Source organism: Pseudoalteromonas sp. MSK9-3, assembly GCF_003590335.1.
Classification (GTDB): Bacteria; Pseudomonadota; Gammaproteobacteria; order Enterobacterales; family Alteromonadaceae; genus Pseudoalteromonas.
This window is the reverse complement of the sequence record NZ_MIET01000032.1, coordinates 98,489-122,409: the sequence shown is the minus strand read 5'-3', so window position 1 is coordinate 122,409 and position 23,921 is coordinate 98,489. Positions and strand designations below refer to the sequence as shown.

Below are 23,921 nucleotides of genomic sequence, written 5' to 3'. Positions count from 1 at the left end.
TCGTTATAAACTGCAGTAGTCATCTTGTTTCGGTGACCAGTCGGGCACTGTATCGTGATGCGTGACATTATTCTTACGTAAGTGCGTGACTTGCTCAATAACTTGCTGGCTAGTGAGTTGGGTATCTTTCGAAAAGTATACCCAATCAACATCTTGATAATACTGGCGCATCGCTGGATTTTTTACTAATTGCTCTTGTATAAACCATAAATTGAAATTGATAGACATAGGGACTTCAGGAAATACTTCAGGTCCGTGTTGCGCAAACAGTTCGCCATTAATGTAGTAACTGAGGGTGTCGCCTTTGGCGTGTAGAACTAATAAATTCCAGCCTTGCAGGCTATTGCGTACAGCGTCGTATTGGTTGACCTTAGTCCAAGGCTTAAGTTGGAATGTTTCCCATGAAGTGGCAAATAATGCGTGGTTTCCTTCACCCCAGCCACCATTTGCGAGATATTCAAAGTCCATCTCACTGTAATTCTTATCCATTGGCGCTTTGAGTGGGCTAATGGCATAGAATGTTTCTACTATCCCGTCACCATCTGGGCCGTATTGAGGCTGGTCATTGAAATAAACGCGTGCGGCATAGGTGCCTTCTCGGTATTTACGTTTATGGCAAACCTGCGTTTGCCGGGTATTGATCGCTGTGCCATCGGTTTTTGACGTTAAGCGCATTACAAAATTAGCATGGTTTAATTCGTCAGGGTGAAAAGTCACGCCTTCTTTCCACCAATGCGCCCCTTTGATACCTGGGTGTCCGGTTTCTGTGCGTACCATCCAGCCATTTTTTTGCGCCTGATTAAAGCTCTGATAGTTAAAGTCATCAAACATAAATTGACGAGAAGGTTGCTCTGCCGGCGATAGCTGCGCAGCGCTCCCACATAGGTGCAGCGATCCAAGCAAGCACATACTGGTGATAGAAAGTGTTTTATACATCATTAAAAGCCTTTAATTTATTTTATTTTTTTCGGGCTTTTATTTTTAATGTGCTGGTTGAAAAAGAGCTAATTAAAAACGATTAAATAACAATATGGGGACGGTTAATTATTTTTAATCATCTGATTATATGAGCTTTAATTTATAATGAAAATGAGTAAGGCTGATGGGGAGCACTTACTCATTGGGCTAGTAACTTTACTTAATAAGTATTTAGCTGCTGTTTTTCGCTCGCTGTTGTACTTCTACTTCTTGACCTGCTTGCAATCGCTCAGCACCTAAAACAACAACAGTATCGTTAACTGATAATGAACCTGCGCTGAGTGGGGTAATAGCCACTAACTTACCTTTACCTTTACCTACTTGAACAGGGACCTTTTGAGCGGTGTTTTGGTCGTCTATCTTTACAATATGTACGCCGTCTTTACGTAAAATCAATGCATCTCGATTGACTAGCCAAGACGTATTATCTGTTTTTAAAGGTACGGAGATATTAACTAATTGCCCTACAGCCCAAAGTGAGTCGGTGTCTTTTTCAAGGGTTGCGCGTATCTCAAATGACTGTGAGCGTGGATCTGTGGCAGGAATAATTGCAGTGATTTTTGCATAATTGGTAGGCTGACTTGGTGTGCTATCAGTGGTTGTAATGGGAAGAGATTGCCCTTGCTGTATGTAGTTCAAATATTTTATGGGAATGTAGATCCGAGCTTCTAAATTGTTGATGTCGATTAACTTAATGAGCTTATCCGCACGATTGACATCTGCACCAGACTGTATAAAACGCTCACTGACAACACCTGAAAACGGTGCTGTTAAGGTGGCTCTGTTAATTTGGTCGGCTATTCTCTGCAGGGCAATTTCTGCAAGTGCGATATCTGATTGTGCTAAGTCGTGTTTATTCTGGATTTGGTCAACTTGACTTGCCGCGGCACTACTAGACTGAGCGAGTTTTTTCAAGCGACTTAATTCTTGCTTGTGAAAACGTAAGTTAATTTTTGCTCTCGTGAGCATTTCTCGTTGAGTAGCGTGTTGAAACTCTAAAGGTAGAGTGTCTATTTTCGCTAATATATCCCCTTTATGTACTAAGCTACCTGGTTCGGCCACATACGTTAGCAGGCCATTGACACCGGCTGTTAATCGCACATCTTGTTTGCCATAGAGAGTCCCGTGTACGGTAAATTGGCTCTGTAAATTCGCTTGAGTAATACGTTCGACAGCAACAGGTGCCGCCGCATTGACTGCCGTGCAAAATAAGCCCGTAGTTAACAAGGCTGCTTTAGCGAGGCGAGTTAATGGGGATAAATGAGATTGTTGAGTATGATGCATCATGCGCCTCTTTATTTATTAGCAACCAAGTCTACAACTTGGGCTTCTTTTGAAACTTGGTCTGACATGCTAGGGTATTTGGAGCGGCCCAATAGCAATAAGCTAGGCATTAAGATTAACGTAAATAGAGCGCTAATCGCCATGCCTCCGACTATAACAGTTGCTAAGCCACGATAAATTTCTGAGCCAACACCGGGCACAAGCATAAGGGGTAACATACCAAACAAACTGGTTAATGTGCTCAAATAGACAGGTCTGGCCCTTAAGCGAATTGCTTGCTCTACAGCATCTTTGCGCTCAAGGCCTTGGCGCTCGCCACTGCGAGTTTGGTCAACTAAAAGAATGGCATTATTTACTACTAGTCCGAGTAAAATAATAAAACCAATCATGGTAAGTAAATCAAGAGATTGAAAAGCAAACAAGTTTAGTATGTACAAGGCGATAACTCCACCGGCGACAGCCAGCGGCATGACCAAAAGTACTAACAGACTATCTTTAGCCGACCTAAATAGCGCAGTCATTAGTAAAAATAAAATGAATAATGCAAGTAGGAAGTTCAGCGTCATTTCTTCAATTGCTGAGCTCATTTTAGTTGCATTACCTGCCAGTAAGACGCTCACACTGTCTGGTACTGAGGTTTTTATATGTGGCATGACTTGAGTCATGAGTATCGATTGCGCCTCCTGCAAACTCATTGTTTCTGGCGGCGTGATCATCACAGATACTGTTCGTTTGCCATTGACTCTGCGTAACTGGCTCGGGCCAACAGTGCGTTCTATGGTTACTAATTCGCCCAGTGTTTGCGTCCCCGACATTGGCGTAACAATAGGAAGCGCCTCTAGTTGCTCAGGTGATGACCAAGGTTCAGAGCGCAAAATTACATTCATCCGCTCATTGCCATTGAAGTATTCATTGATAAATAACCCACCTGTAAACGCTTGTACAGCACGTGCAACTTCGTCACGAGTCAAGCCAGCTTGGGTAATACGTCTGTCATTAGGATGAAGGCGAAGTTCAGGTTCAGCCATATCTAAGCTTGGTTGAGGTTGTGCGGTTGCGTTGGGGAGTTCACTCTTCACTTTCTCTAATACTTTTTTAGCTCCACTAATGAGTTCATCCATGTTAGGGCCTGTTAAGTCGATATTGAGCGCTCGACCATCTCCACCATTTGAGACTTGGATCATTGACCCTCTGAATAGGAATACGTGAGTATCAGGTAGGTCTTGAAAAATTTCATTTCGAGCGACTTCCATTAACTCTTCAACGCGTTTAGGGTCATCTGAATAAATAAATCCACCGCCGTTAGAGCCTGCAATGTAAAAGTTGTAATCTTTCACTTTTGGTAGTTTTGTTCCTTCGTGATATGGCTTCAGGCGCTCTTTTATTCTCTGCCCTATTTCTTGCTCCAGAAAGCCGAGGTTTGCACCTGGTGGAATATTTAAAGAATAGAAGAATCCGTCAGTGGGAGCGCGAGGCATAAAGTCAGTTTTTGGTAATAATGTGAATGTTGCTAACAGTGATCCACCCAGTAGCCCTACAACCCAACTACATTGTTTTATCCTGGTATTTGTAATCTTTTTTATAAATGCAGTCAGCGTTGACCAATAGGTGTCGAATGGGTCAACGGCCGGCTTTTTTTCTGGCCAAAATTGGTTGGCAATCGGGATAATGGTCAATGCGCATACTAATGAGCTGATCACGGCGATGGATAAGGTGAGCGCGAGGTCTGAAAATAATTGCCCTTCAATTCCCGCCATGAACATAATGGGTAAGAAAATGGCAACACTGGTTGCTGTTGAAGCAAATAATGCGCCTGCTACTTGTGTTGCCCCTTTTAGTACCGCTTTACGTTGGTTTTCACCTAACGTGCGTAATCGAGAAATATTCTCTTGAACAATAATGGCTGCATCCAGCACTAGGCCAACCGCAAACGCTAAGCCTGCCAGTGAAATGACATTTAAGCTACGGTCAAAAATATTGAGGGAAAAGAAAGCGACCATTAATGATACAGGGATCGTTGCGGCAATAATTAAGGTGGTTTTTAACCCTCTGAAAAACAGCCACATAATGCCACATGCAAATAAAACACCGAGTCCTAAATTGCCTTTTACGAGTTGTAAGGCATTGCGAATGTGTACTGAGGAGTCAAAACTTAGCTCAAGCGCTAACCCTGCTTCTAACAAAGCGCCGTTATTTAATTCATCGATAGCGCGATTTATTTCATCAAGCACCGCAACGGTGTTCGCGTCATTATTTCTTGACACCGTTAGATAATAAGAAGGTTTACCATTACGTAGCGCCATTGAGCGCCTATCGGTTAAGGTATCTTCGACTGTGGCGATATCTTTTAAATAAATAGGTCGTTCATTTGAATAGCCTACACGCATTTCACTGAGCGTATCAGCATTGTATTTACCAGTAAATCGAACTGTGTACTGTCGCCGACCTACATCGGCGATACCCCCAGAGACGTCAGTCGAGCTAGAAAGAGTGCGCTGAATATTTGTTAAACTAATACCTAAAGAGGCTGCTTTGAAAGGATCAAAAGTAACCCTAAGCTCCCGAGGGCGCTCGCCTGACATATTTACATGAGAGACCCCTGGAATACGGGAAAGCCGTGGCTCAATGATATCTTCTATTTGCTTTTGGTATTGCGCCATGTCGAGTGACTCTGAACTATAAGCCAAAGGCACAACCATTAAACTTGCTGCGGTGGATCCGCCAGAGCCAGCGCCTCCATTTCCACCAGCAGTTACAACCGGGTCTATCGCATCAAGCGGCAGAGGAGGGGCCTGATTCAGGCTAGTAAGCACATCTAGCATGGCTTGTTGCATGTTCGCATCAACAGCAAAGGTAAGTGTAATAAAGCCAGAACCTCGACTGATATTTGTACTAACTTCTAATGCACCGGGGGTGTTTTTTACCGCATTTTCAATGGGTTCAATGATCATTGATTCAACCTCTTCAGGCGCCGCTTGCCGCCATCCTGAGAATATTGTGATTTGAGGTTGCTCAATGTCAGGAGTTAATTGTAGAGGGAGTTTAAAAATACTGATGGTGCCAAAAAGCATGATCAGTACCAATATGACAATTACACTCGCTGGGTTTTTTAGCGAACTGCGTGTTAAGTTCATCGCGATATCCATTATTCAGTTGCAGTTTAATTATTAAATAAATTTGTGCTATTGACTAGTTTGAAAAATATAAAAACTCATCGGCTTGTCACTTATCGTGATTTATCGTAATTTGAACATGCTGGTGTAATGTTTTGTAACAAATTTACTGTGTATCTAATATTTCTGAATTAAAAGTTCGTAATTTATGAGTTGAAACAAGTAAATATAAAATATTCTTTATAATAAAGAGTATTGAGTTAGGTTTATTATAATTTTCTTGTAATATTCACAGCGTAAAAATTTTAGTCGCGCATTATTTTGGTGCGCGTTATTTTAATAAAGGAATAATTATGTATATTGCACTGAAGTGGGATCATCAAATAGGTGCACACTTTGTATCTTGGCTTGTTGTTGAGTGTTCGTCCGTGACTGAAAAGTTTGGGTTGCCGCAAGCTTTGCCTCCTCGGCGAGATATTGCTTATTTTGTGGATGAAAAAACCGCAGAGCAAGATGCCAAAGTATTCGCGCATTATAAGAATACACAGCAAGACGAAACTGTTGAGAACTACTCTCCTTATTTATCTGATCACCATGGCTATTGCCACTATGAGTGGGACCATTCATATTTTTCGGAATTTATACGTCATGCGGTACTGTATTGGGAAGATGGGCATCATAAACAGCCTTGTGCGGTGAGGAGTGATGTTGGATATTTTATCTGTCCTGATTATTCTGAAACCGACAGTCATTTCTTTACACGTTATAAGTTGAGTGAAAACAAGATAAAAGAGAGTGGTTAGCCTCTCTTTTTTGTCTAGCAATATCCATTTTATCTCGTGATATCAGTCGTTAAAAACACAGGGTAGGTGTGAGGTTTGAATTTGTTTAAGTTTATCAAAAAGCGGCTGTCTTTTATTGGTAACGTGGCTGAGCCGTAGTTATAGCGATTTAGCTTTTCTCTAAGAGTGTTATTATCAACGTCGTCACCTTGCATCTCATACCAACTAACGATAACTGGTGTTATAAAGCGGTTGTAAGCATTTTCGGCGTACTCATTGCTTTTAGCAAAGCGAAATGCGTGTGTTAGTAAACCATCTTTGTGATAAACCACTTTTAAGTGACCATTGTAAAATGGCAGCTCTGTGGCTGATTTGGTAATTAAATCACCATGAGCACTGGCACTGCCATGGGTGACAACCCCATCATGTGTCCAAATGGCAGCATACTCCCAGTCATGGCGATGTCCGCCACCAAAATATGGAAATATTTGGTCTTTTTTAAAATATAATGCGTAAAAGTGACCGCAGAATTGACCATCACCGTTAGTGTGGCAAGCATAACGATGAAAAGTATTCGAGCTTTCTAAGAATCTATTATCTCGACACTTTGCACCTAAATTACTGGATGTAGATTGTCCAGAGTTTTGTCGTCCTTGGCGACTAATCCCTGCACTGGGGAGGCAGCCGTCGCCATCGAAATCGAAAACAGGCTCAGTGTTGTTAATAATAAAGTTTGCAGGTAACGCCTGATCTAAGGCAACAAAATCATTTGCTAATGAAGTTTGGCTAACCGTAACGAGTGAAGTTGTGCATAAGAAGATGGGGAGTTTATAGCGTGTTGTCATATGTATCTCACAAAACCACTATCGTACTTTTCAGGCATGAACTTTTTATGTGGTTAATATGACGAGCGCACTGCGGCTAAATAACCTCAGCTCTGGATAAGCGAATTTGCCCAATAAAGCTATTTCTCTCACTCTCTGCATTGCTTTCATTTGTAATAGCCCGCTATTACTACATAAAAACGCCTTGATATTGAGCAAAATATCATTATTGGATTGTAGTTAAGTTTGTTTTCAACAACATTTTCTATTCCAAAACCTTTATCCAAACCTGAGGTTAAGTACTACTTTTTGCTGTGTCGCAATTTGATAATTTCTGTTGATAATCAGACTTTACAATGTCTAATGCTGCGAGTACTTGATCTGCGGGTAGTTCATGTTGTTCAAGCAACATGATGAGGTCAACAGCTAATTTGATATGGGGTGGAGCGGCTTCTAATGTATTGCTCATTCAACTGTTTTCCGTTTTTTGGCGACTTGGCTTATGGCAACATCGATTGCAATATTAACGCGTTGTTCCATTTGTATACGTTCGTGCTGGGGTAAATAAAATGCCATGTCTACATCATAGCGAATATATCTAGCTGGTAATTGGTTTAAAATGGTGCAGCAAAAATCCGCCATTATTTCATCACTATATTGTGCACTTAACCCACGTTCAATAAGTAGGTCGAGCATAATTTTTTCATAATAATTATGTACATCATCATGTAGTTTCATTGCGCCGCCTGACTGGGTTAATTAGGTTAAGTTTATACCATAATAACGTGCTTATCGACTAACACAATAAAAACCTAATAGGCCTAGCTTAGGGTAAGTCAGGCTTAGCGATTCTGCTTAAATCAACGTGTTTGTTGTTTTTCAGCTAGTTGGATTTTTTCTTCGGTGGCTGAGATTGCTTTTCGACATCGGCCGAGCCTTGCATGAAGTGTTAAGATTTCTTGATTAAGTGCATGTGTTTGCGTTGGGTTTGCGCTATTTAACTGAGCCTTTCTCAGTTCTACCATTTCTATTAACCTACGCTCAAATTCATGGTTTTGAGAGAGTTCTTGATAGAGTTCTTGAGAGCTCTGTATCACTTTTTTTACTGCGGTGCGATATGCCTTGGCCTTTTTAGGGTAATGGGCTTTATTTTCTTTTGCCCACACAGAGGTAGATTTTAATACTTTGATGACTGCTTCTATTTGAGTGGCAATTTTCTCAAGGGCGAAGGCATATGCGTGTCTTTTTTGTGGTTCAGGTAAAGCTGTGAGTGTTACTTTTATTTCATCAACGTAATCAGTTAACTGTAAGCTTTTGGTTGCAAACACCGTTCTGTCGAACAAGCTCGGTTGAGCTTGAATATAGCGGTTTTTTGCAAACCACTTAGCATTATCAAATTGTTCAGCTTGCTGCGCTAAATAATCCACTTGGTGGTGTAGTTTTGATAAAGCAGTCGTCATGTTAAATATGCCTCGACGATCAGCTTACCTGCCAAAATTATCACTATGGTATTAAATAAAGGTTTTATGAGCTTACTGCCAAATTTGATAGCAGAATGAGCGCCTAACCAGGCACCGAACATTAAAAAGATGCCCATGGTAACGCCCAGTATGAAGTTCACATGGCCTAATGCGACAAAGGTGATCAGCGAGATAAAGTTCGATACAAAATTCATTGAGCGAGCTAAGCCACAATTCAGTAATAGACTCATTTTATAAAGTAAGCTATTGGATGCTGTCCAAAAAGTACCAGTTCCAGGGCCGGCCAAACCGTCGAAAAAGCCAAGGCATAACCCCTGCAACCACTGCTTAACTCTTAACGCATTATTTTTGGCTGGTAACGTATGTGACTCAGTTGGGCTTAAACTTCCAAAGAGACTATAACAAGCAACACAGATGATAATGATTGGTAGCAGTTTGTTTAAAAAGTCGATACTTAACTTATCCACTAATAAGGTGCCGAGTATGGAACCTATGGCTGTTGCCAGAACTGAAGCGGCCCAAAACTTAGGGTTAAATAATTGCTTTTTGTAGTAGGTAATACTTGCGGTAATAGAGCCAAAGCTCGCCGCAAGCTTATTGGTACCGAGTGTTAAGTGAGGAGGTAAACCAGCTGTAAGTAATGCGGGCACGGTGAGCATGCCACCGCCGCCTGCGACAGCGTCTATAAACCCGGCCGCAAGCGCGACTAGACATAATAATCCCCATGTCATGGGGTCAAGTGCGAGTTCAAACATAGATCAATCAATTTGTCTCTTAAAGGGTGGTAGAGTATCCAGCATGGCTTTGCCGTATCGTTTTGTGACTAAGCGTCTGTCGAGCACTGTTATACGGCCAGAATCTGACTCTTTGCGCAGCAGTCTACCACAGCTTTGGACTAATTTCTTTGCAGCATCGGGCACGGTGATTGATAAAAACGGATTTCCCCCTTTGCTTTGTACAAACTCAGCCTGAGCCTCTTCAATTGGGGAGGTTGGTACTGCAAAAGGGATCTTAGTTATAATTAAATTTTCTAAGTAATGGCCTGGCAGATCTAGACCTTCAGATAAACTCTGCGTGCCAAAGAGAACGCTGCCTTTACCTGAGTCTATGTGACTTTTATGTGCTTTTAAGAGGCTATCGCGAGATTGTTCACCTTGAACAAGTATCTTCCAGTGATTTGCTCTTAATATTTTTACAACATGGTCCATTTGCCAATAAGAAGCAAAGAGCACTAGATTAGCTGCCTCCTTATTTAGATAAGTAGGCAGTATACTTGCCAAGTAGTCACTAAATGTTTTGTCAGTCGGATCTTTTTCAGTTACTGGCAAATGTAAGGTTGCTTGATTGAGGTAATCAAATGGCGAATTGGCTTTGATGTATTTTACACCCGGTTCATTTCGTAACCCACTTTCTTTGGAGAAATGGTCAAACGTGCCCATCGCACTGAGCGTTGCAGAACATAGTACAGCCCCGGCACACTCTTGCCAGAGTTTATCTTTCAAATAATAACCGACTTCAATAGGGCAATCGCATAGTAAGTGGTCATGATGATGTTTATATTCTAAGCGCTTTATCCAGCGCGCGTGAGGCGTACTTTCTCCCTTACTCGCATAGCTAAACCACAACTTGTTTAACTGCTCTAGCCGGTTTATGTATAGACCACTCTCAGTTAAAAGCGGGTCGGCAAGATAGGGCTTTACATCTCCATCACTGACATCAAGTGTGAGTGCATCATGCATTTTTGACAGTGCACGCAATGCATCAAGCGTTGCGTCGCTGATGTCTTTGGCCTTATCTGTGAGCGACTCAGGCACGACGCCATGTTCAAATCGGAACGTATCGTCGTCGTTATAATTAAAGTCAGCTTTGTCTAAGATGTCTCTGACGACTCTTAAGTCTTTATTGGCATCATTGGCAGCGTCATTAAGTTTAAAATTTTGGCCAATGGCTTTTTGTGAAACAATAACATTGGCCATTTTGCCACTAAATTTTAATAGCTTATCTAGCCAGTCTATTGTGCCTTTTATGGTTGCCGCAGCAGATGAAAAGTCTCGTGTAATATGTGGTAGGTGATGTGCCTCATCAATCACATAGAATGACTCATCCAATTCGGGCAGTATTTTTCCGCCTCCAAGCTCTAAATCGGCGAGTAATAACGCATGGTTTATGACGAGTACGTCCATTTGCGCCATTTTTTGTCGTGCCAAATGGAATGGGCATAAGTGGTGAGATTTCATTTGGCGTTGGCAGGCATGTTTGTCACACGCAATGATGTTCCAAACTTTATCTGGGATGGTATCTGCCCAACTATCTCTATCGCCTTGCCATTTTTTATTTTGATAGGCGCTTTGTAAGTCTCTTAAACATTTCTGCTCCATATCTGATAGAGGTGATGACAAAGTTGGTAGCATGGACACTTGCACCATGTCTTCGTTAAGCGCAGCATTGAGTTTTTGTACGCACACATAACGTTGTCGGCCTTTAACCAGATCAAATTTAAAATCGAGCCCTGAATGCTCTTTAAAAAAAGGGAGCTCTTTTTCTATTAACTGTTCTTGTAGCGCGACAGTTGCAGTTGAAATAATTAACTTTTTTTTCTTAGCCAGCGCGAGAGGTAAAGCACTTAGGCAGTAGGCAAGTGATTTACCTGTACCAGTGCCGGCCTCAATAACGCATATTCTTTGTGATTTATGATATTCACCAGCTAATGTTTTAGCGATTTCAGCCACAAGATAATTTTGGCTACTGCGAGGGTGATAGCCCTCTAAATTATCGGCTATATGTTGATGAGTTTGCCGAATTGTTTTCTTCAATGCATCTGAGAGCATGTTAATCGCCTAAATTTATATATATGTATATACTTACAGTATCGAGCGTTATTCTAGATGGGGAATTGGTTTGACACAAGCTGTCTACCCAGGGTTTATATTATCACGCCAACAGAATAATCATAAAGGTCAACTTCAATTATGCTATTGGGTTAAAACAGACAGAGGTGTCTGTAAAGTAACTGTAATGGGAGAGCACACTTTATTTTTTATTCGGGCGAGGGACATTACTGCAGCGAGTAATTTATTACAGGAAAATAAGCTCCCTGTTGATATTCGCCAAGTCTGTCTGCAGCATTTTGACTCAGAAAGCATGTACGCATGTTACTTCACAAGCTCTCATCAACTTTTTCTTGCTAAGCAGCTTTTAAAAACAACGATGCCTTTGTATGAAGATGATATCCGACATTGTGACCGATTCCTGATGGAGCGCTTCATAAAAGGGAGTGTATGGGTAAAAGGTATTACGACGCAAAAAAGCGGGTATATAGAGGTTTCAAATGCTCAGTTTAAAGCAAATGAATATTATGTTCCAAAGTTGTCGGTATTGTCTCTTGATATTGAGTGTAGCGGTGACGGAGTGTTGTTTTCTGTTGGTTTAGTCACAGAAACAACGCAATGGGTTGTGATGATTGGACAACCTCAAGAAGGCCCTGATTATATCGAATGGGTAGAGGATGAAGTTGCGCTGTTAGTGAGTTTAATGGCAAAAGTGAAAGCGTTAGACCCAGATATCATTATTGGTTGGAATATTATTGAGTTTGATTGTGTCGTGCTTGCTGAGCGTGCCCTTGCACTGGGTATTGAGCTCATTTTAGGACGAGACGAACAATCAATTCATATCTATAAAGGTAACTATGTTCGTGTATTGATATCAGGAAGGGTCGTAATTGATGGAATAGACACCTTAAAAAATGCGACTTACCATTTCGATAGTTTTCGTTTATCTGAAGTATCTAAACAGGTTTTAGGGCAGAGTAAATTAATAGACCAAGGCGACAGATTGGAAGAAATAGTTCGGCAGTTTAACGAAGATAAACAAAGCTTGGCTGAATACAATTTACAAGATTGCCGACTCGTATTAGACATATTCGACAAGTTAAAGTTGTTAGACTTTGCATTAGCACGTACGAGGTTGACGGGCTTAGAACTTGAGCGAATGGGTGGCTCTGTCGCCGCTTTCACAAATTTATATTTACCATTATTACACCGTAGTGGGTACGTAGCCCCAAATTTAGGTGAACATGGATTGAGTTTTGATAGCCCTGGGGGGTATGTGATGGAATCAACCCCTGGGTTATTCAATAATGTCATTGTGCTTGATTTTAAGAGCTTATATCCCTCAATAATACGTACATTTTTAGTAGATCCTTTAGGTTTAATTAAAGGGTTAACTGACTCAGGTAACTCGATTACTGGATTTAATGGCGGGGTTTTTTCTCGTACAGAACATCACTTACCTGGTTTGGTTGAAGACCTCTTATTTTCTCGTCAAACAGCAAAGTCAGCTAATGACCCTATGCTATCTCAAGCGATAAAAATCATAATGAATAGCTTTTACGGCGTTTTAGGCTCTACAGGGTGCCGCTTTTATGATCCCAGGCTTGCTAGCTCTATAACATTGCGCGGTCATGAAATTATGCAGCAAACGAAGAGTTGGATTGAAGAGCAAGGCTACGATGTAATTTATGGCGACACGGACTCAACGTTTGTTTGTTTACCGCCTGATTGGAATGCTAGTCGGTGTAATGAGGCCGGTAAGCGCCTTACCAACCTTATAAATAATGCTTGGCAAGTATATTGTAGAGCACATTTTGATTTAGAGAGTCATTTAGAAATTGAATTTGAAACTTACTATAGCCCTTTCTTTTTACCAACACTTAGAGGGGAGCAAAAAGGCTCTAAAAAACGCTATGTTGGACAAATAGAGAAAGAGGGCAAACAGGAGTTGATTTACAAAGGCATGGAGACCGTCAGGAGTGACTGGACTAAGATAGCACAGCAATATCAACAAGATTTGTTTACAGCTTTTTTTCAAAATCAAGACTTGCTGCAAATAACGGAACATTGTGTTGAGAGGATTAAATCAGGGAAAGTTGATAGTTTGTTGCTCTATTCGAAACGATTAGGGAGGGAGATCGAAATGTATACAAAAAATATCCCGCCGCATGTTAAAGCTGCCCGAAAACACATGATGAAAAACCCATCAATTAAGTACCGGAAAGGACAAAAAGTGAACTACGTTGTGACAGTGGAGGGGCCTCGTGTTGATTGTTTAGGCTGTGAGATAGACTATGATCATTACATAAATAAACAGATTTACCCTATTTTACGTATGCTTCCTCAATGTGATGATGTTTTTTTTAAGTTAACAGTTCAGGGTGGTTTTTCTTTTTAATATCATTGGTTTGTTGTCTTTTTGTTGTTTTTTTGTTTGTATTTAATTTGGGTAATTGTGAATTATTAAATAATTAGTGTTGACGCTTACGTCACGCCTTGTTTAATATTCATGGTGAATGTTGCTTTTGTGCAATTAAATATAGAGGCTTAAGCCCGAAAAATTACAAGCTACTAACAAGTGGTCCTGGGAGATACAAATGTTAAATCAAAAAGTTGCAAAGGCGGTGCGTTTAGCTATCGCATTTGGTGCTGCTTCGACAGCCGCTTTTTCTGCAAATACGATTGCAGCAGAAGGTGATGAAAAAGTTGAACGTATTGAAGTTACTGGTTCAGCAATCAAGCGTACAGATTTAGAAGGCGCGTTACCAATTGATGTTATCAGTGCTGCTGATATCGCAAAAACAGGTGTGACAAGTGTACCTGACCTGATCGCAACACTGCCTTCAATGCAGGGTTTTACAACTGCTGGTGAGTCAGTTGGTGGTGGTGGTGGTGGTATTCAATCTGCTTCTTTAAGAAATTTAGGTGCAGAATATACACTAGTACTTCTTAACGGTCGCCGCATGCCTTCAGCAGATTCAGGTGGCACAATTAACTTGAATAACATTCCTTTGGCCGCAATTAAGCGTGTTGAGATCCTCAAAGATGGCGCATCTGCGCTTTATGGTTCTGATGCTATCGCGGGTGTTGTGAACTTCATCTTAAAAGATGACGTACAGGATACGACAGTTAGTGCTCGATTTGATAAACCAAAAGATACGTCAAGCTCAAGTATTTCACTAACGACTGGTTTTGGTGACTTAAGTTCAGATGGTTTTAATATCCTGGCGTCAATCAGCTATGAAGAACAGGATAACCTACAGTCAGTAGACCGTGATTTTGCTAAGACAGGCTTCATCAATTTTGAACATGGTGGACAAAATTATTTAGCTGCCGCAGGTTCTGTAAATGCGATCCCTGGTAATGCTTATGTAACGTATAACACGCGTGATGCAGACGGAAACCTTGTATACCAAACAGATTCAGATACAGGCGAATTCATTCTTGATGCTGATGGGAACAAGAGAAACGTTACGGCAACGCATTCTTTTAACCCATATGCAAAAAATAATAATGACACATGTCACGAAACAAGCGCACCGTCGGGCACAGCTTGTCAGTTCGACTACACAAGTACGTTACAAATTCAGCCGGAATCAGAGCGCACAAGCTTCTTCCTAAGCGGTGTAGCTGAGCTTAACGATACGACAGAAGTATACTCTTCATTCTCGTATACCGATTTTGCATTGACTTCACGTATTGCACCTTACCCAACAGGCACATTTACACTGCCGACAGACTCTGGTGTTGTGCAAACTAATGTTATTCCTCATCTACCAGCTGACGTGTTAGCTGATATGACACGTGTTGCTGCACGCTGGCGTACGCTGCCAGGTGGCAATCGTACAGACGAACGCAGTACTCAAACTAGTCACTTCGTTGCTGGTTTACGTGGTGAGATTGAAGAATGGTCTTATGATATCGCTCTAACAGCGGGTGATTCAAAGCAAGAGAATACACGTATAACAGGTTATCCTTTAACTGCCCCGTTTATGGAGCTTGTGACGTCAGGTGCCGTTGATATCTTTGATGCACCGGAAAACCTGTCTGATGAGCAACGTCAAATGGTTGCTGACACAATGTTCAGTGGCTTGTGGGATACAACTGATACGTCGATGCTAGCACTTGAAGGTAAATTGTCAGGCGCAATTGCAGATCTGGACGCTGGTACAGTTTATTTAGGTGTTGGTTTTGACTATCGCCAATCAGAGTATTCTCTTACCAATGGTAAAGGTCAAAACGATGAAATCGTACTGTTTGAATCAGCTGGTACTGAATTTGATTTAGACCGTGATGGCTACGGTGCATTTGCAGAAATTATCGTACCTGTACTTGAGAACTTAGAAGTTACAGGTTCAATCCGTTACGATAGCATTGGCGGTGTTACTGATTCAATGCGCACTGGTAACACAAGCGTAAGTGATGACGTAAATGATACAACGTATAAGATCAGCGCCTCTTACCGTCCAACGGACGAGCTACTAGTTCGTGCATCATATGGTACTGGTTTTAAGGCACCAACAATGCGTCAGATTGGTGCACCTCGTTTAGAGTTTGGTGTAACATCAACTGCTTATGATTGTAATGCACTATTGGGTGCGACTAATCACCCACTAAAACAGTACTGTAATCCAGAAAAAATTCAGTATGATGTATACCGTGAAGGTAATGCTGAACTATCTCCTGAAGAATCAGAGCAGTTCTCTGCTGGTTTTGTATGGGCTGGTGATTCAGGAACAAGCTTCGGTATTGACTACTGGAGCATTGAAATGACAAACCAGGTGAATCGCTTGGAAGCAAACCAGATTTGGTTTGATTCAGCAACGTATGCAGATAAGTTTGTTACAAAGATTGACAATGGTACAGGTGATACAGTACTTGCGATCATACGTTCAGCTCAAAACGTAGGTAAGTCGAATACTTCAGGTATTGACTGGCATTTTGATTTAACAAATGAATTTTCATTTGGTACATTGAAAACATCAGTTCAAGGTACATACTTAATTGAAGATGAGAGCTTGAAAGTAGGTACTACTGATGAGTGGGATACAAGCCTTGGGCAAGTTGGACCTGATGAACAAGTTGCATTCCGTAACATTATTAGTGTGAACAATACTTTAACGCATGGTGATTTTACTCATAGCTTGAACATTCGTTCACGCAGTGGTTACAGAGATGCGGCTGTAGGTGTAGCGTTCCGAGTGTCTGAAGCTGACGACGTAACTAAAACAGTTGATGGTAACTTAATTCAAAAGCAAGTTCCTGTATACACATTGTTTGATTACCGTTTAGGGTATGCATATGGCGACAATGCAAACTTCACTTTCGGTATTAAGAACTTATTCGATAAAGAGCCTCCATTGACATTCAATGGCTCTGCTGGACACCAAGTGGGTTACGATCCTCGTTATGCTGATGCATACGGACGTACTTTCTATGTTCAAGCTGATTACACTTTCTAAGCAATCGTTAATTATTTAACAGCTAGATTGGCTAATTGTATAAAAACCTCACATTAGTGAGGTTTTTTTTTTATATATTTACTGAAAATCAAAATTTCACTCTTTTAGTTACAAAATCACCCATTACTCTGTATCTACAAACGAAACTATTGCATTTTTTTTACTTCGATAAAATGCAATTGTTGTGTTTTTTATTAATCTTGAACTTAATTTTTTTTTGCTTTTTTTATATTAATTTCAAAGCCTTGGTTTTTTGTTTTTTAATCTTGATGTTTTTGTTTTAACTTTTACCTACCCAACAATCCCGTTAATTAGGATTATTGAGTGGCCGTTTGTATCTCCTTGAGGGAAATAGGTATTGACCAAGCCTTTTTTGAAGCATTAGTATGTCGGTCAGTTGAAATATAAGAAATAGTAATTTCATGTTTCAACAAAAAAATAAAAATCATATAAATCAATGGTTTAATTTTCATTGATCCAGGGAGAAATAAAATGTTAAATAGCAAAGTTTCAAAAGCGGTTCGCTTAGCGTTCGCGTTTGGCGCAGCTTCTACTGTCGCATTTTCTGCAAATACAATTGCTGCAGAAAATGATCAAGTTGAGCGTATTGAAGTAACAGGATCAAGTATCAAAGGTACTGATCTAGCTGGTGCTCTTCCAGTTGATGTTATTAGTGCTGATGATATCAAAAAGACAGGTGTAACATCTGTTCCTGACTTAATTTCTCAAATTCCTTCAATGCAGGGCTTCACGACTCCAACATCATCTGTTGGTGGTGGTGGTGGTGGTATTGCGACTGCAAGTTTACGTGGTTTAGGTGATCAATATACACTTGTGTTGTTAAATGGCCGTCGTTTAGCATCAGCTTTTGATTCAGGTGCTGTAGATTTGAACAGCATTCCTTTAGCATCAATTCAACGTGTAGAAGTTTTAACAGATGGTGCTTCAGCGTTATATGGTTCTGATGCTATCGCAGGTGTAATTAACTTCATTCTGAAAAAAGAAGTTGACCAAACTACACTTTCATTCCGTACAGACCAACCAAGTGACGGCGGTGAAACATTCAACTACTCAGTAACAACAGGTTACGGTGATATTGATAGTGATGGCTTTAGCTTAGTTGCGTCTTTAAGTCTTGACGTACAAGAGAGTCTTCGTTCTAAAGACCGTGAGTTTGCGAAAACTGGTTTATTAGAATTTGAACATGATGGTCAGCAGTTCTATAACATAGCTGGTTCACCAAATGCAATTCCAGCTAATGCGATATTGACTTTAGGTGAAGGGGAAACTGCTCGAGGCTTAGGCTTCAATCCGTATTACAAAGCTGGTGGTAGCTGTGCTGTAGATAATGCAAAAAGTCCAACTAGTGACCAGTGTATGTTTGACTATACCAGTACCCTGGAAATAGTACCTGAAAGCGAGCGTTTGTCATTCATGGTACACGGTCAGTATGAAGTGAATGATGATATTGGCGCATTTGCGACTTTGAGCATGACAGACTTCACAATGACTACGCGTATTGCTCCAAACCCAACTGGTGGTATTTCACTAGAGGTAGGTGGTGATTTATACAACAAATATGTATTACCACATTTAACAGATGCAGAAGCAGCTGAAGTTACTGATTTCCGTGCAACTTGGCGTGCACTACCAGGTGGAAACCGTACTGAAGAATGGAATACAGGCAGTTTAAACAGCACATTTGGTTTTGAAGGTGTTGTATTTGACAATATTGACTTCAACACAGCTGTTGTATATTCAACAACTGAGCGTGAGCAGTCTTTCTTAGATGGACACTTTTATCGTGACAGCTTTAGAGAAGCAATTTCTTCTGGTGTTGTTGATGTATTTACTACACCTGATGAATTTTCAGACGAAAGCTTACAAGCATTAAATGCAACAAAGTGGATAGGCCTTCAAGCTACAACAGAAACAGAGTCACTTAGCTGGGATCTTCGTGCATCTCAACCGGTATTTGAATTACCTGCTGGTGATGTATATGTAGGTTATGGTTTAGATTACCGTGTAAATACTTATAAAGTAACCGAATCTGACGAGAACAAGAAAAACAACCGTTGGGGTGACGGTGGTGGTACACGTGACTACGACCTAGAAAGAAGCACTATGGGTGCATTTGTTGAATTTCAAGTACCTCTTCTTGACGATCTAAGTTTATCAACAGCTGTACGTTATGACGAAATTGGTGGCGTAAAAGACAATTCAATTGGCCAAAAAGCAAACGATGATGAAAGTGACGTTACATATAAAGTAAGCCTTCGTTACACGCTAAATGATGACTTTGTAATTCGTGGTTCTGTAGGTACAGGTTTCCGTGCGGCAACACTGCGTCAGATTGCAGAACCTAGAGTACGCTTCGGTGTTACAGGTGCAGCTTACCCATGTCCGATTCAGCGCCCTGATCCACGTGCTGCAGGTTGTCACCTAACTGAATTACAGTACAACTTATTTAATGAAGGTAATGCAGGCTTAGTACCTGAAACATCAGAGCAAACGTCATTTGGTTTCGTGTATTCGCCTTCAAATGAATTTACATTCGAAATGGATTACTGGTCAGTAAATATTGAAAACCAAGTTTCAAGACCAAGTCAGCCATATATGTTTGCCAACGCAACAACAATCTATAATGACCAATTTATCCTAGCACCAGATCCAAATGATGCCAGCCGTCAATTGATACACGGTGTGAGAACGCCAGTAAATATTGGTGTGAGCAGAAACTCAGGTATTGACTGGAAATTAAGTCTAGTTAATGAACTAAGCTTTGGTACTTTGAAGTCTTCAGTACAAGGCGCGTACATGATGAAGTCTGACTTTACTGAGCCAGGCACAGCAGATGTTTGGACGAGTAGTTTAGGCCGTTACGGTACTGATGAAGAGGTGATTTTTAGAAATGTTATCAATGCTCAAACGACTTTAACTCATGGTGATTTTGCTCATACATTGCGTTTAAATTACCGTTCAAGCTATAGAGATGCAGTCACTAGTGTTCAAGCTGGTACTATCGCGAACCCTGCGACAGTACAAGAGTATAACGCAGACGGTGATTTAGTTGATGTATTAGACACTCGCTCTGTACAGCTTAAGGTTCCATCTCATTCAACTGTGAGCTATAAGTTTGATTATTACGGCATTGAAGATGTAGTCATTAGTGCTGGTGTGAAGAACTTGTTTGATAAAGCACCACCACTGACTCTTGGTGATGCAGAAGGTCACTTAGTTGGATATGAAGGACGTTATTATGACCAGTTCCTTCGTACTTACTATCTAAGTGTCGATTACAGCTTCTAATCACTGAAATTATGAGCCGCTTTATGCGGCTCTTTTTGTAAATCTCGCTAAGTAAATAAGGATATATAATGAAAAAAATAATTATAACACTATTTTCAGCTGTGATATTAAGCGGTTGTAATATGACAGATAATGAGCAATTAGCAAATAATGATGGCTATAAGTGTGAGAAAATAAAAACCCTAGGAACCAGTATTCCGAAGAGATTTTGCTCGACAAAAAAACAACGCGATGAGTTAAAAGAGCGCGGGCAAGATACATTAAGAAACTCACAGCGTCAGGGCGTTTTGAGTGGGCATAAAGCAGGTAAGGGCTAGAGTATTATTATAGTTAACTAATTTATCACTATTATAAACTATGGAGTTACCCTCAACTTTAAATACCCTAAAATAACAATACAGGTAACTCTTCTTTTATATCGTAACGCCAATATTTATAAACATGTCTTATTTATAAGTTTTTGTTAAATTTCAGTATTAACTTTTGACTGCAATTACACGGCTCGCTTTTTTATATTGAATATTAAAGCCTGACCATGCGGGCAGTTCCCACCGTTTAGGTGTTTCTTTTCTCCCTCCTTTTATATGATGTAACGTAATTCGTCTTGCATTAAAGTGGTACTCTACATCCATAAATAAGTCATTGAGTTGAATTTGTAGCGGATATTTCTCACGAAAAGGATCGAGTTCCCATGCTTCTATTTTGGTGTAATGTAAATCGCTCGCTTCAATTAATTCGATGTCTGATTGCTCTGTGACACCGAGTTGAATGAGGCGCTGGCAAAGATAATCAAAAGGCAAAGGCTGGGTTTCGTTTATATTATGTGCTTGATAGTAAAGTGCGGTTAAGGCAAGGTCATCTTGTATTTGCTTTCCGACACCAGGCAGCAGTGTATCGTTGAGAATAAGTTCACTGCTGGCTTTAACTAATAGTGCTTTATTTGGGACTACTTTTTGTTCATGTAATGTAACCCCTGCGTATTGATATGCAGAATTCACCATGATGGTATCGCCACATAGCTCAGCACTGAGAAGCTTATGTTCTCCTAAATCCAACCGACTGATAGTAGCGTGTGAAATGGGGGCATTAAGGGTTGCTAGTGTAACGGCTTGCTTACTTCCTTTACCCGCGAGTGCGTAAGTATCTAAAACGATCATAGCTTGGCACTGTTCGCTTATACGAGACTCTTTAGCAGGTACGACTTCAAGTGTGCCATTGCCATATGCGCCGCGTTTGTTTTGTCTTTTTATGAATACAGATGTTGGCTTTAACACTGCTATCGCATCAATCAACTCAGTTCGCTTATAGCTCGCTGCATATTTTAGTTCGGGCAGGGAAAACGCGTCACGTAATAATTCACTAAATTGTCTTGCTTCACGCAATGCTTCAGGCTCAACCCGAATATCATGCGTTTGTCCACGAACGATAGCTGTAGCTAATTCTAAGTCACAATAATTAGGATACTGTTTATCTAAACGCTCGCGAGATTCGAACTGTTTTGGAAGCTGATAGACTTTGGCTGGCACAGTTAATAGGGCCGTAATATCGATCATAGCTTGTCGTAACGTGTTATTAGGCATCCCGTGAATAAGGTGTGCTAGTTCTGCCTCTACTGGCAGTGGGTATAACTTTTTTCCTAAGTTGGTGGCTTTGTTGTGTTCATCAATAGCACCAATGCGTTGTAATGAATTTATTGCAGTGTATTTAGATTTTTCTGGCAGGGTTTCAATAAATTTCAAGGAATCAATACCGTCACTTGAGCAGGCCGCAGCAAGTACGAGTTCAGTAAGGTTTTCTCGCGTAATTTCAGGCGGTGTACGGTCAATTAGTGGGGCATGTTTTCCATATAGACGAATACATAACCCTTTCTGCGTTCGGCCAGCCCGACCTAAGCGTTGTTTTGCGGAATCTCGGCCGATAGTATCTAAAGCGAGTACGGTTTTATCGCCTCGTAAATGGGTTCGACGCTCTAAACCTGAGTCAATAACACAGCTGATATTAGGTATAGTGAGTGATGTTTCTGCAACATTAGTGGCAAAAATAATACGTTGTTCAGTTTGTACTTTTAGCGCTAATTCTTGTTGTTGCCTAGCGCAACCACCATATAACTCAACGATGAGTTTGTTTAGTTTTTTTGCGGCGGCTGCAGCGGCTTGAATTTCTGCTTTACCAGGTAAAAAGACTAAGATATCCCCTGGGGTGTTTGCGAGTGCCTGTTGACAGGCCGCGATGACACGCTCAGAAAGCTGATCTTTGGTTGGCATTGCGTTTGCCGAGTGAGCTTGAAAAACTTCTTCTACAGGATAGACCCGCCCTTCACTATGCAGTAATTTTGCATTTAGGTAATTTTGTAGCACATTCGTTTTAAGGGTAGCGGACGTGACAATTATTCTGTGTTTATTATGTTGCTTCAGCATTGCTAGGATTAAGTCCATATCCCAACGTCGTTCGTGGAACTCATCGATCATGACCACGTTGTAATCAGAGAGTTTACTTTCGTAAAACCAGCGAAGGGCCACACCCGGTGTAACAAAAACGATTTCAGTTTGAGCAGTAAAATGTGTTTCAAAGCGGATGGCATAGCCAATTCTTTCGCCAATGGGCTGTGAACTTTGCTGGGCTAAATATTCAGCCAAAGACGTACATGCTATGCGCCTTGGTTCAATGACGAGGACTCTACCAGATTGACTGGCCCACAAGGGCAAGCAGGTTGATTTTCCTGAACCCGTTGCTGCACTCACAATGACATCTGAGTGGGTAATGGTGCTCAAAAATTCCGGTTTTATCGCTTCAATAGGCAAGTGAGTCATGGTATGTCTTTTATTACTTCAATCGTGAGTGTGCGCGATTTTAGCAAATACATATTGAAAACACCGCAGTTCGCACCAACTTAATTTAAAAAGGTGAATAAGTATTCAATATGATAATTAACAGTGTTTTATTGCTCGCATTGGTGTTGTTTGTGCTGATTTATTGGCGTTGGAGTATGATCCAACACCATATATGGAAGAGAAAATATATAGCGCAGGGTTTATCACGTAATGATAAAGCCGTGCTACTTAAGTATATGTCGATTTATCGACATATGACGGATAAAGACAGGGCTTCATTAGAGCGCCATATTGTATGGTTTTTAGGTGAAAAGCGTATTCTTGGTCGTGATGGACTGAAAGTAAATCGGGCAATGGAGTTGGTGGTTGCGGCGGATGCGTGTTTACTGGTACTCAATAAACCATGGCCATTATATCCAAATGTCAAAGAGGTACTACTTTACCCCAGCAGTTATTACGTTCCTCAAACAAGCAAAGATGGTGCAGGGTTAGTGAACTACCATACCTCAGTACGACAAGGCGAGTCTTGGCCTGGCGGAACTTTAGTATTGAGCTGGCATGATGTTTTGGAGGGAAACCGTTTACCTGGTGATGGCCATAATTTGGTCTTTCATGAATTTGCTCACCAGTTAGATCAACAAACGGGCCAAACTAACGGCACGCCCGCACTCATCAGTCGTGAACAGTACACACATTGGGCGAAGGTGTTTCAGCGCGCGTATAGTAATTTAAAAAGTCATGTTGCGTATCAAATGCCACATGTGATCCACAGTTATGGTGCAACCAATGAAGCGGAGTTTTTTGCGGTAGTAACAGAAACATTCATTGAAAAACCCGCTGAACTTAAAAGCTACGATCCTGAGCTTTTCACGTTACTATGCCAGTACTATCAGTTTAATCCTAGCGATTGGGCTAAGTCCTTTGAACGGGCTTAGGTAGGTGCAAATTTTGGGTGTTGGTGGCATTTTTCTGGCAATATTTGCGTTATTTTGTTGATATAGGTGCAACAAAATAACAGGGTTAAGAATC

At 40.9% G+C, this 23,921-nt stretch carries 16 protein-coding genes; 6 read left to right on the top strand and 10 right to left on the bottom strand.

The genetic code is table 11. The features are described from left to right. Positions 1 to 3 precede the first annotated feature (3 nt). The 3 genes from BGP78_RS14680 to BGP78_RS14670 all read right to left on the bottom strand — a co-directional run bounded on the left by BGP78_RS14680 (position 4) and on the right by BGP78_RS14670 (position 5,396). The gene (locus BGP78_RS14680; protein WP_259386323.1) at positions 4 to 939 is read right to left on the bottom strand and encodes a glycoside hydrolase family 16 protein; all 936 of its coding nucleotides are present in this window, start codon (positions 937 to 939) and stop codon (positions 4 to 6) included. 210 nt (positions 940 to 1,149) lie between these two features. Beyond that, entirely contained in the window at positions 1,150 to 2,265 is a 1,116-nt protein-coding gene (locus BGP78_RS14675) for an efflux RND transporter periplasmic adaptor subunit (RefSeq protein WP_259386321.1), read from the bottom strand. 8 nt (positions 2,266 to 2,273) lie between these two features. Continuing rightward, positions 2,274 to 5,396 carry an efflux RND transporter permease subunit gene (locus tag BGP78_RS14670; protein ID WP_119862070.1) on the bottom strand — a complete coding sequence of 1,041 codons (3,123 nt, stop codon included), beginning with the start codon at positions 5,394 to 5,396 and terminating at the stop codon, positions 2,274 to 2,276. Between the two features lie 332 nt (positions 5,397 to 5,728). Here BGP78_RS14670 and BGP78_RS14665 point away from each other — a divergent pair, with 332 nt between their 5' ends. Continuing rightward, on the top strand, positions 5,729 to 6,178 hold the full coding sequence (locus BGP78_RS14665; protein ID WP_119862069.1) for a hypothetical protein: 450 nt from the start codon (positions 5,729 to 5,731) through the stop codon (positions 6,176 to 6,178). Positions 6,179 to 6,207: 29 nt separating this feature from the next. Here the strand turns inward: BGP78_RS14665 and BGP78_RS14660 are convergent, their stop codons facing one another. The 6 genes from BGP78_RS14660 to dinG form a co-directional block, all read right to left on the bottom strand. After that, positions 6,208 to 7,002: an NPP1 family protein gene (locus tag BGP78_RS14660; protein WP_119862068.1), complete on the bottom strand. Its 795-nt coding sequence runs from the start codon at positions 7,000 to 7,002 to the stop codon at positions 6,208 to 6,210. Between the two features lie 274 nt (positions 7,003 to 7,276). Beyond that, positions 7,277 to 7,450: a DUF2496 domain-containing protein gene (locus BGP78_RS14655; RefSeq protein WP_119862067.1), complete on the bottom strand. Its 174-nt coding sequence runs from the start codon at positions 7,448 to 7,450 to the stop codon at positions 7,277 to 7,279. Continuing rightward, positions 7,447 to 7,719: a late competence development ComFB family protein gene (locus BGP78_RS14650; protein ID WP_119862066.1), complete on the bottom strand. Its 273-nt coding sequence runs from the start codon at positions 7,717 to 7,719 to the stop codon at positions 7,447 to 7,449. Before BGP78_RS14650 ends, BGP78_RS14655 begins: the two co-directional genes overlap by 4 nt. 122 nt (positions 7,720 to 7,841) lie before the next feature. After that, a complete protein-coding gene (locus BGP78_RS14645; RefSeq protein ID WP_119862065.1) occupies positions 7,842 to 8,441 on the bottom strand; it encodes a primosomal replication protein in 600 nt (199 codons plus the stop codon). Further along, on the bottom strand, positions 8,438 to 9,217 hold the full coding sequence (locus BGP78_RS14640; RefSeq protein WP_119862064.1) for a TSUP family transporter: 780 nt from the start codon (positions 9,215 to 9,217) through the stop codon (positions 8,438 to 8,440). Before BGP78_RS14640 ends, BGP78_RS14645 begins: the two co-directional genes overlap by 4 nt. 3 nt (positions 9,218 to 9,220) lie before the next feature. Then, the gene (gene dinG, locus BGP78_RS14635) at positions 9,221 to 11,290 is read right to left on the bottom strand and encodes an ATP-dependent DNA helicase DinG (RefSeq protein ID WP_119862063.1); all 2,070 of its coding nucleotides are present in this window, start codon (positions 11,288 to 11,290) and stop codon (positions 9,221 to 9,223) included. 70 nt (positions 11,291 to 11,360) lie between these two features. Between dinG and BGP78_RS14630 the strand changes: the two genes are divergently transcribed. The 4 genes from BGP78_RS14630 to BGP78_RS14615 all read left to right on the top strand — a co-directional run bounded on the left by BGP78_RS14630 (position 11,361) and on the right by BGP78_RS14615 (position 20,378). Further along, complete coding sequence (locus BGP78_RS14630; RefSeq protein ID WP_119862062.1) at positions 11,361 to 13,688, top strand: DNA polymerase II; 2,328 nt, start codon at positions 11,361 to 11,363, stop codon at positions 13,686 to 13,688. Between the two features lie 199 nt (positions 13,689 to 13,887). Beyond that, on the top strand, positions 13,888 to 16,752 hold the full coding sequence (locus BGP78_RS14625) for a TonB-dependent receptor (RefSeq protein WP_119862061.1): 2,865 nt from the start codon (positions 13,888 to 13,890) through the stop codon (positions 16,750 to 16,752). Positions 16,753 to 17,244: 492 nt separating this feature from the next. After that, positions 17,245 to 20,061, top strand: a complete 2,817-nt coding sequence (locus BGP78_RS14620; RefSeq protein WP_119862060.1) for a TonB-dependent siderophore receptor — start codon at positions 17,245 to 17,247, stop codon at positions 20,059 to 20,061. 68 nt (positions 20,062 to 20,129) lie between these two features. Continuing rightward, entirely contained in the window at positions 20,130 to 20,378 is a 249-nt protein-coding gene (locus BGP78_RS14615) for a membrane lipoprotein lipid attachment site-containing protein (RefSeq protein WP_119862059.1), read from the top strand. Positions 20,379 to 20,537: 159 nt separating this feature from the next. On the opposite strand, the gene BGP78_RS14610 is transcribed toward BGP78_RS14615, so the two are convergent. Further along, a complete protein-coding gene (locus tag BGP78_RS14610; RefSeq protein WP_119862058.1) occupies positions 20,538 to 22,871 on the bottom strand; it encodes a DEAD/DEAH box helicase in 2,334 nt (777 codons plus the stop codon). A 113-nt stretch (positions 22,872 to 22,984) separates the two neighbouring features. On the opposite strand from BGP78_RS14610, the gene BGP78_RS14605 reads away from it, so the two are divergent. Then, complete coding sequence (locus BGP78_RS14605) at positions 22,985 to 23,827, top strand: M90 family metallopeptidase (protein WP_119862167.1); 843 nt, start codon at positions 22,985 to 22,987, stop codon at positions 23,825 to 23,827. The last annotated feature ends 94 nt before the right edge of the window (positions 23,828 to 23,921 follow it).

Bases quoted from the DNA above. Each gene is read 5' to 3' on its own strand.
- BGP78_RS14625 (WP_119862061.1), top strand. From the start codon at position 13,888: ATGTTAAATCAAAAAGTTGCAAAGGCGGTGCGTTTAGCTATCGCATTT.
- BGP78_RS14650 (WP_119862066.1), bottom strand. From the start codon at position 7,719: ATGAAACTACATGATGATGTACATAATTATTATGAAAAAATTATGCTC.
- BGP78_RS14610 (WP_119862058.1), bottom strand. From the start codon at position 22,871: ATGACTCACTTGCCTATTGAAGCGATAAAACCGGAATTTTTGAGCACC.
- BGP78_RS14675 (WP_259386321.1), bottom strand. From the start codon at position 2,265: ATGATGCATCATACTCAACAATCTCATTTATCCCCATTAACTCGCCTC.
- BGP78_RS14640 (WP_119862064.1), bottom strand. From the start codon at position 9,217: ATGTTTGAACTCGCACTTGACCCCATGACATGGGGATTATTATGTCTA.
- BGP78_RS14620 (WP_119862060.1), top strand. From the start codon at position 17,245: ATGTTAAATAGCAAAGTTTCAAAAGCGGTTCGCTTAGCGTTCGCGTTT.
- BGP78_RS14645 (WP_119862065.1), bottom strand. From the start codon at position 8,441: ATGACGACTGCTTTATCAAAACTACACCACCAAGTGGATTATTTAGCG.
- BGP78_RS14615 (WP_119862059.1), top strand. From the start codon at position 20,130: ATGAAAAAAATAATTATAACACTATTTTCAGCTGTGATATTAAGCGGT.
- BGP78_RS14670 (WP_119862070.1), bottom strand. From the start codon at position 5,396: ATGAACTTAACACGCAGTTCGCTAAAAAACCCAGCGAGTGTAATTGTC.
- BGP78_RS14660 (WP_119862068.1), bottom strand. From the start codon at position 7,002: ATGACAACACGCTATAAACTCCCCATCTTCTTATGCACAACTTCACTC.
- BGP78_RS14665 (WP_119862069.1), top strand. From the start codon at position 5,729: ATGTATATTGCACTGAAGTGGGATCATCAAATAGGTGCACACTTTGTA.
- BGP78_RS14655 (WP_119862067.1), bottom strand. From the start codon at position 7,450: ATGAGCAATACATTAGAAGCCGCTCCACCCCATATCAAATTAGCTGTT.
- dinG (WP_119862063.1), bottom strand. From the start codon at position 11,290: ATGCTCTCAGATGCATTGAAGAAAACAATTCGGCAAACTCATCAACAT.
- BGP78_RS14680 (WP_259386323.1), bottom strand. From the start codon at position 939: ATGATGTATAAAACACTTTCTATCACCAGTATGTGCTTGCTTGGATCG.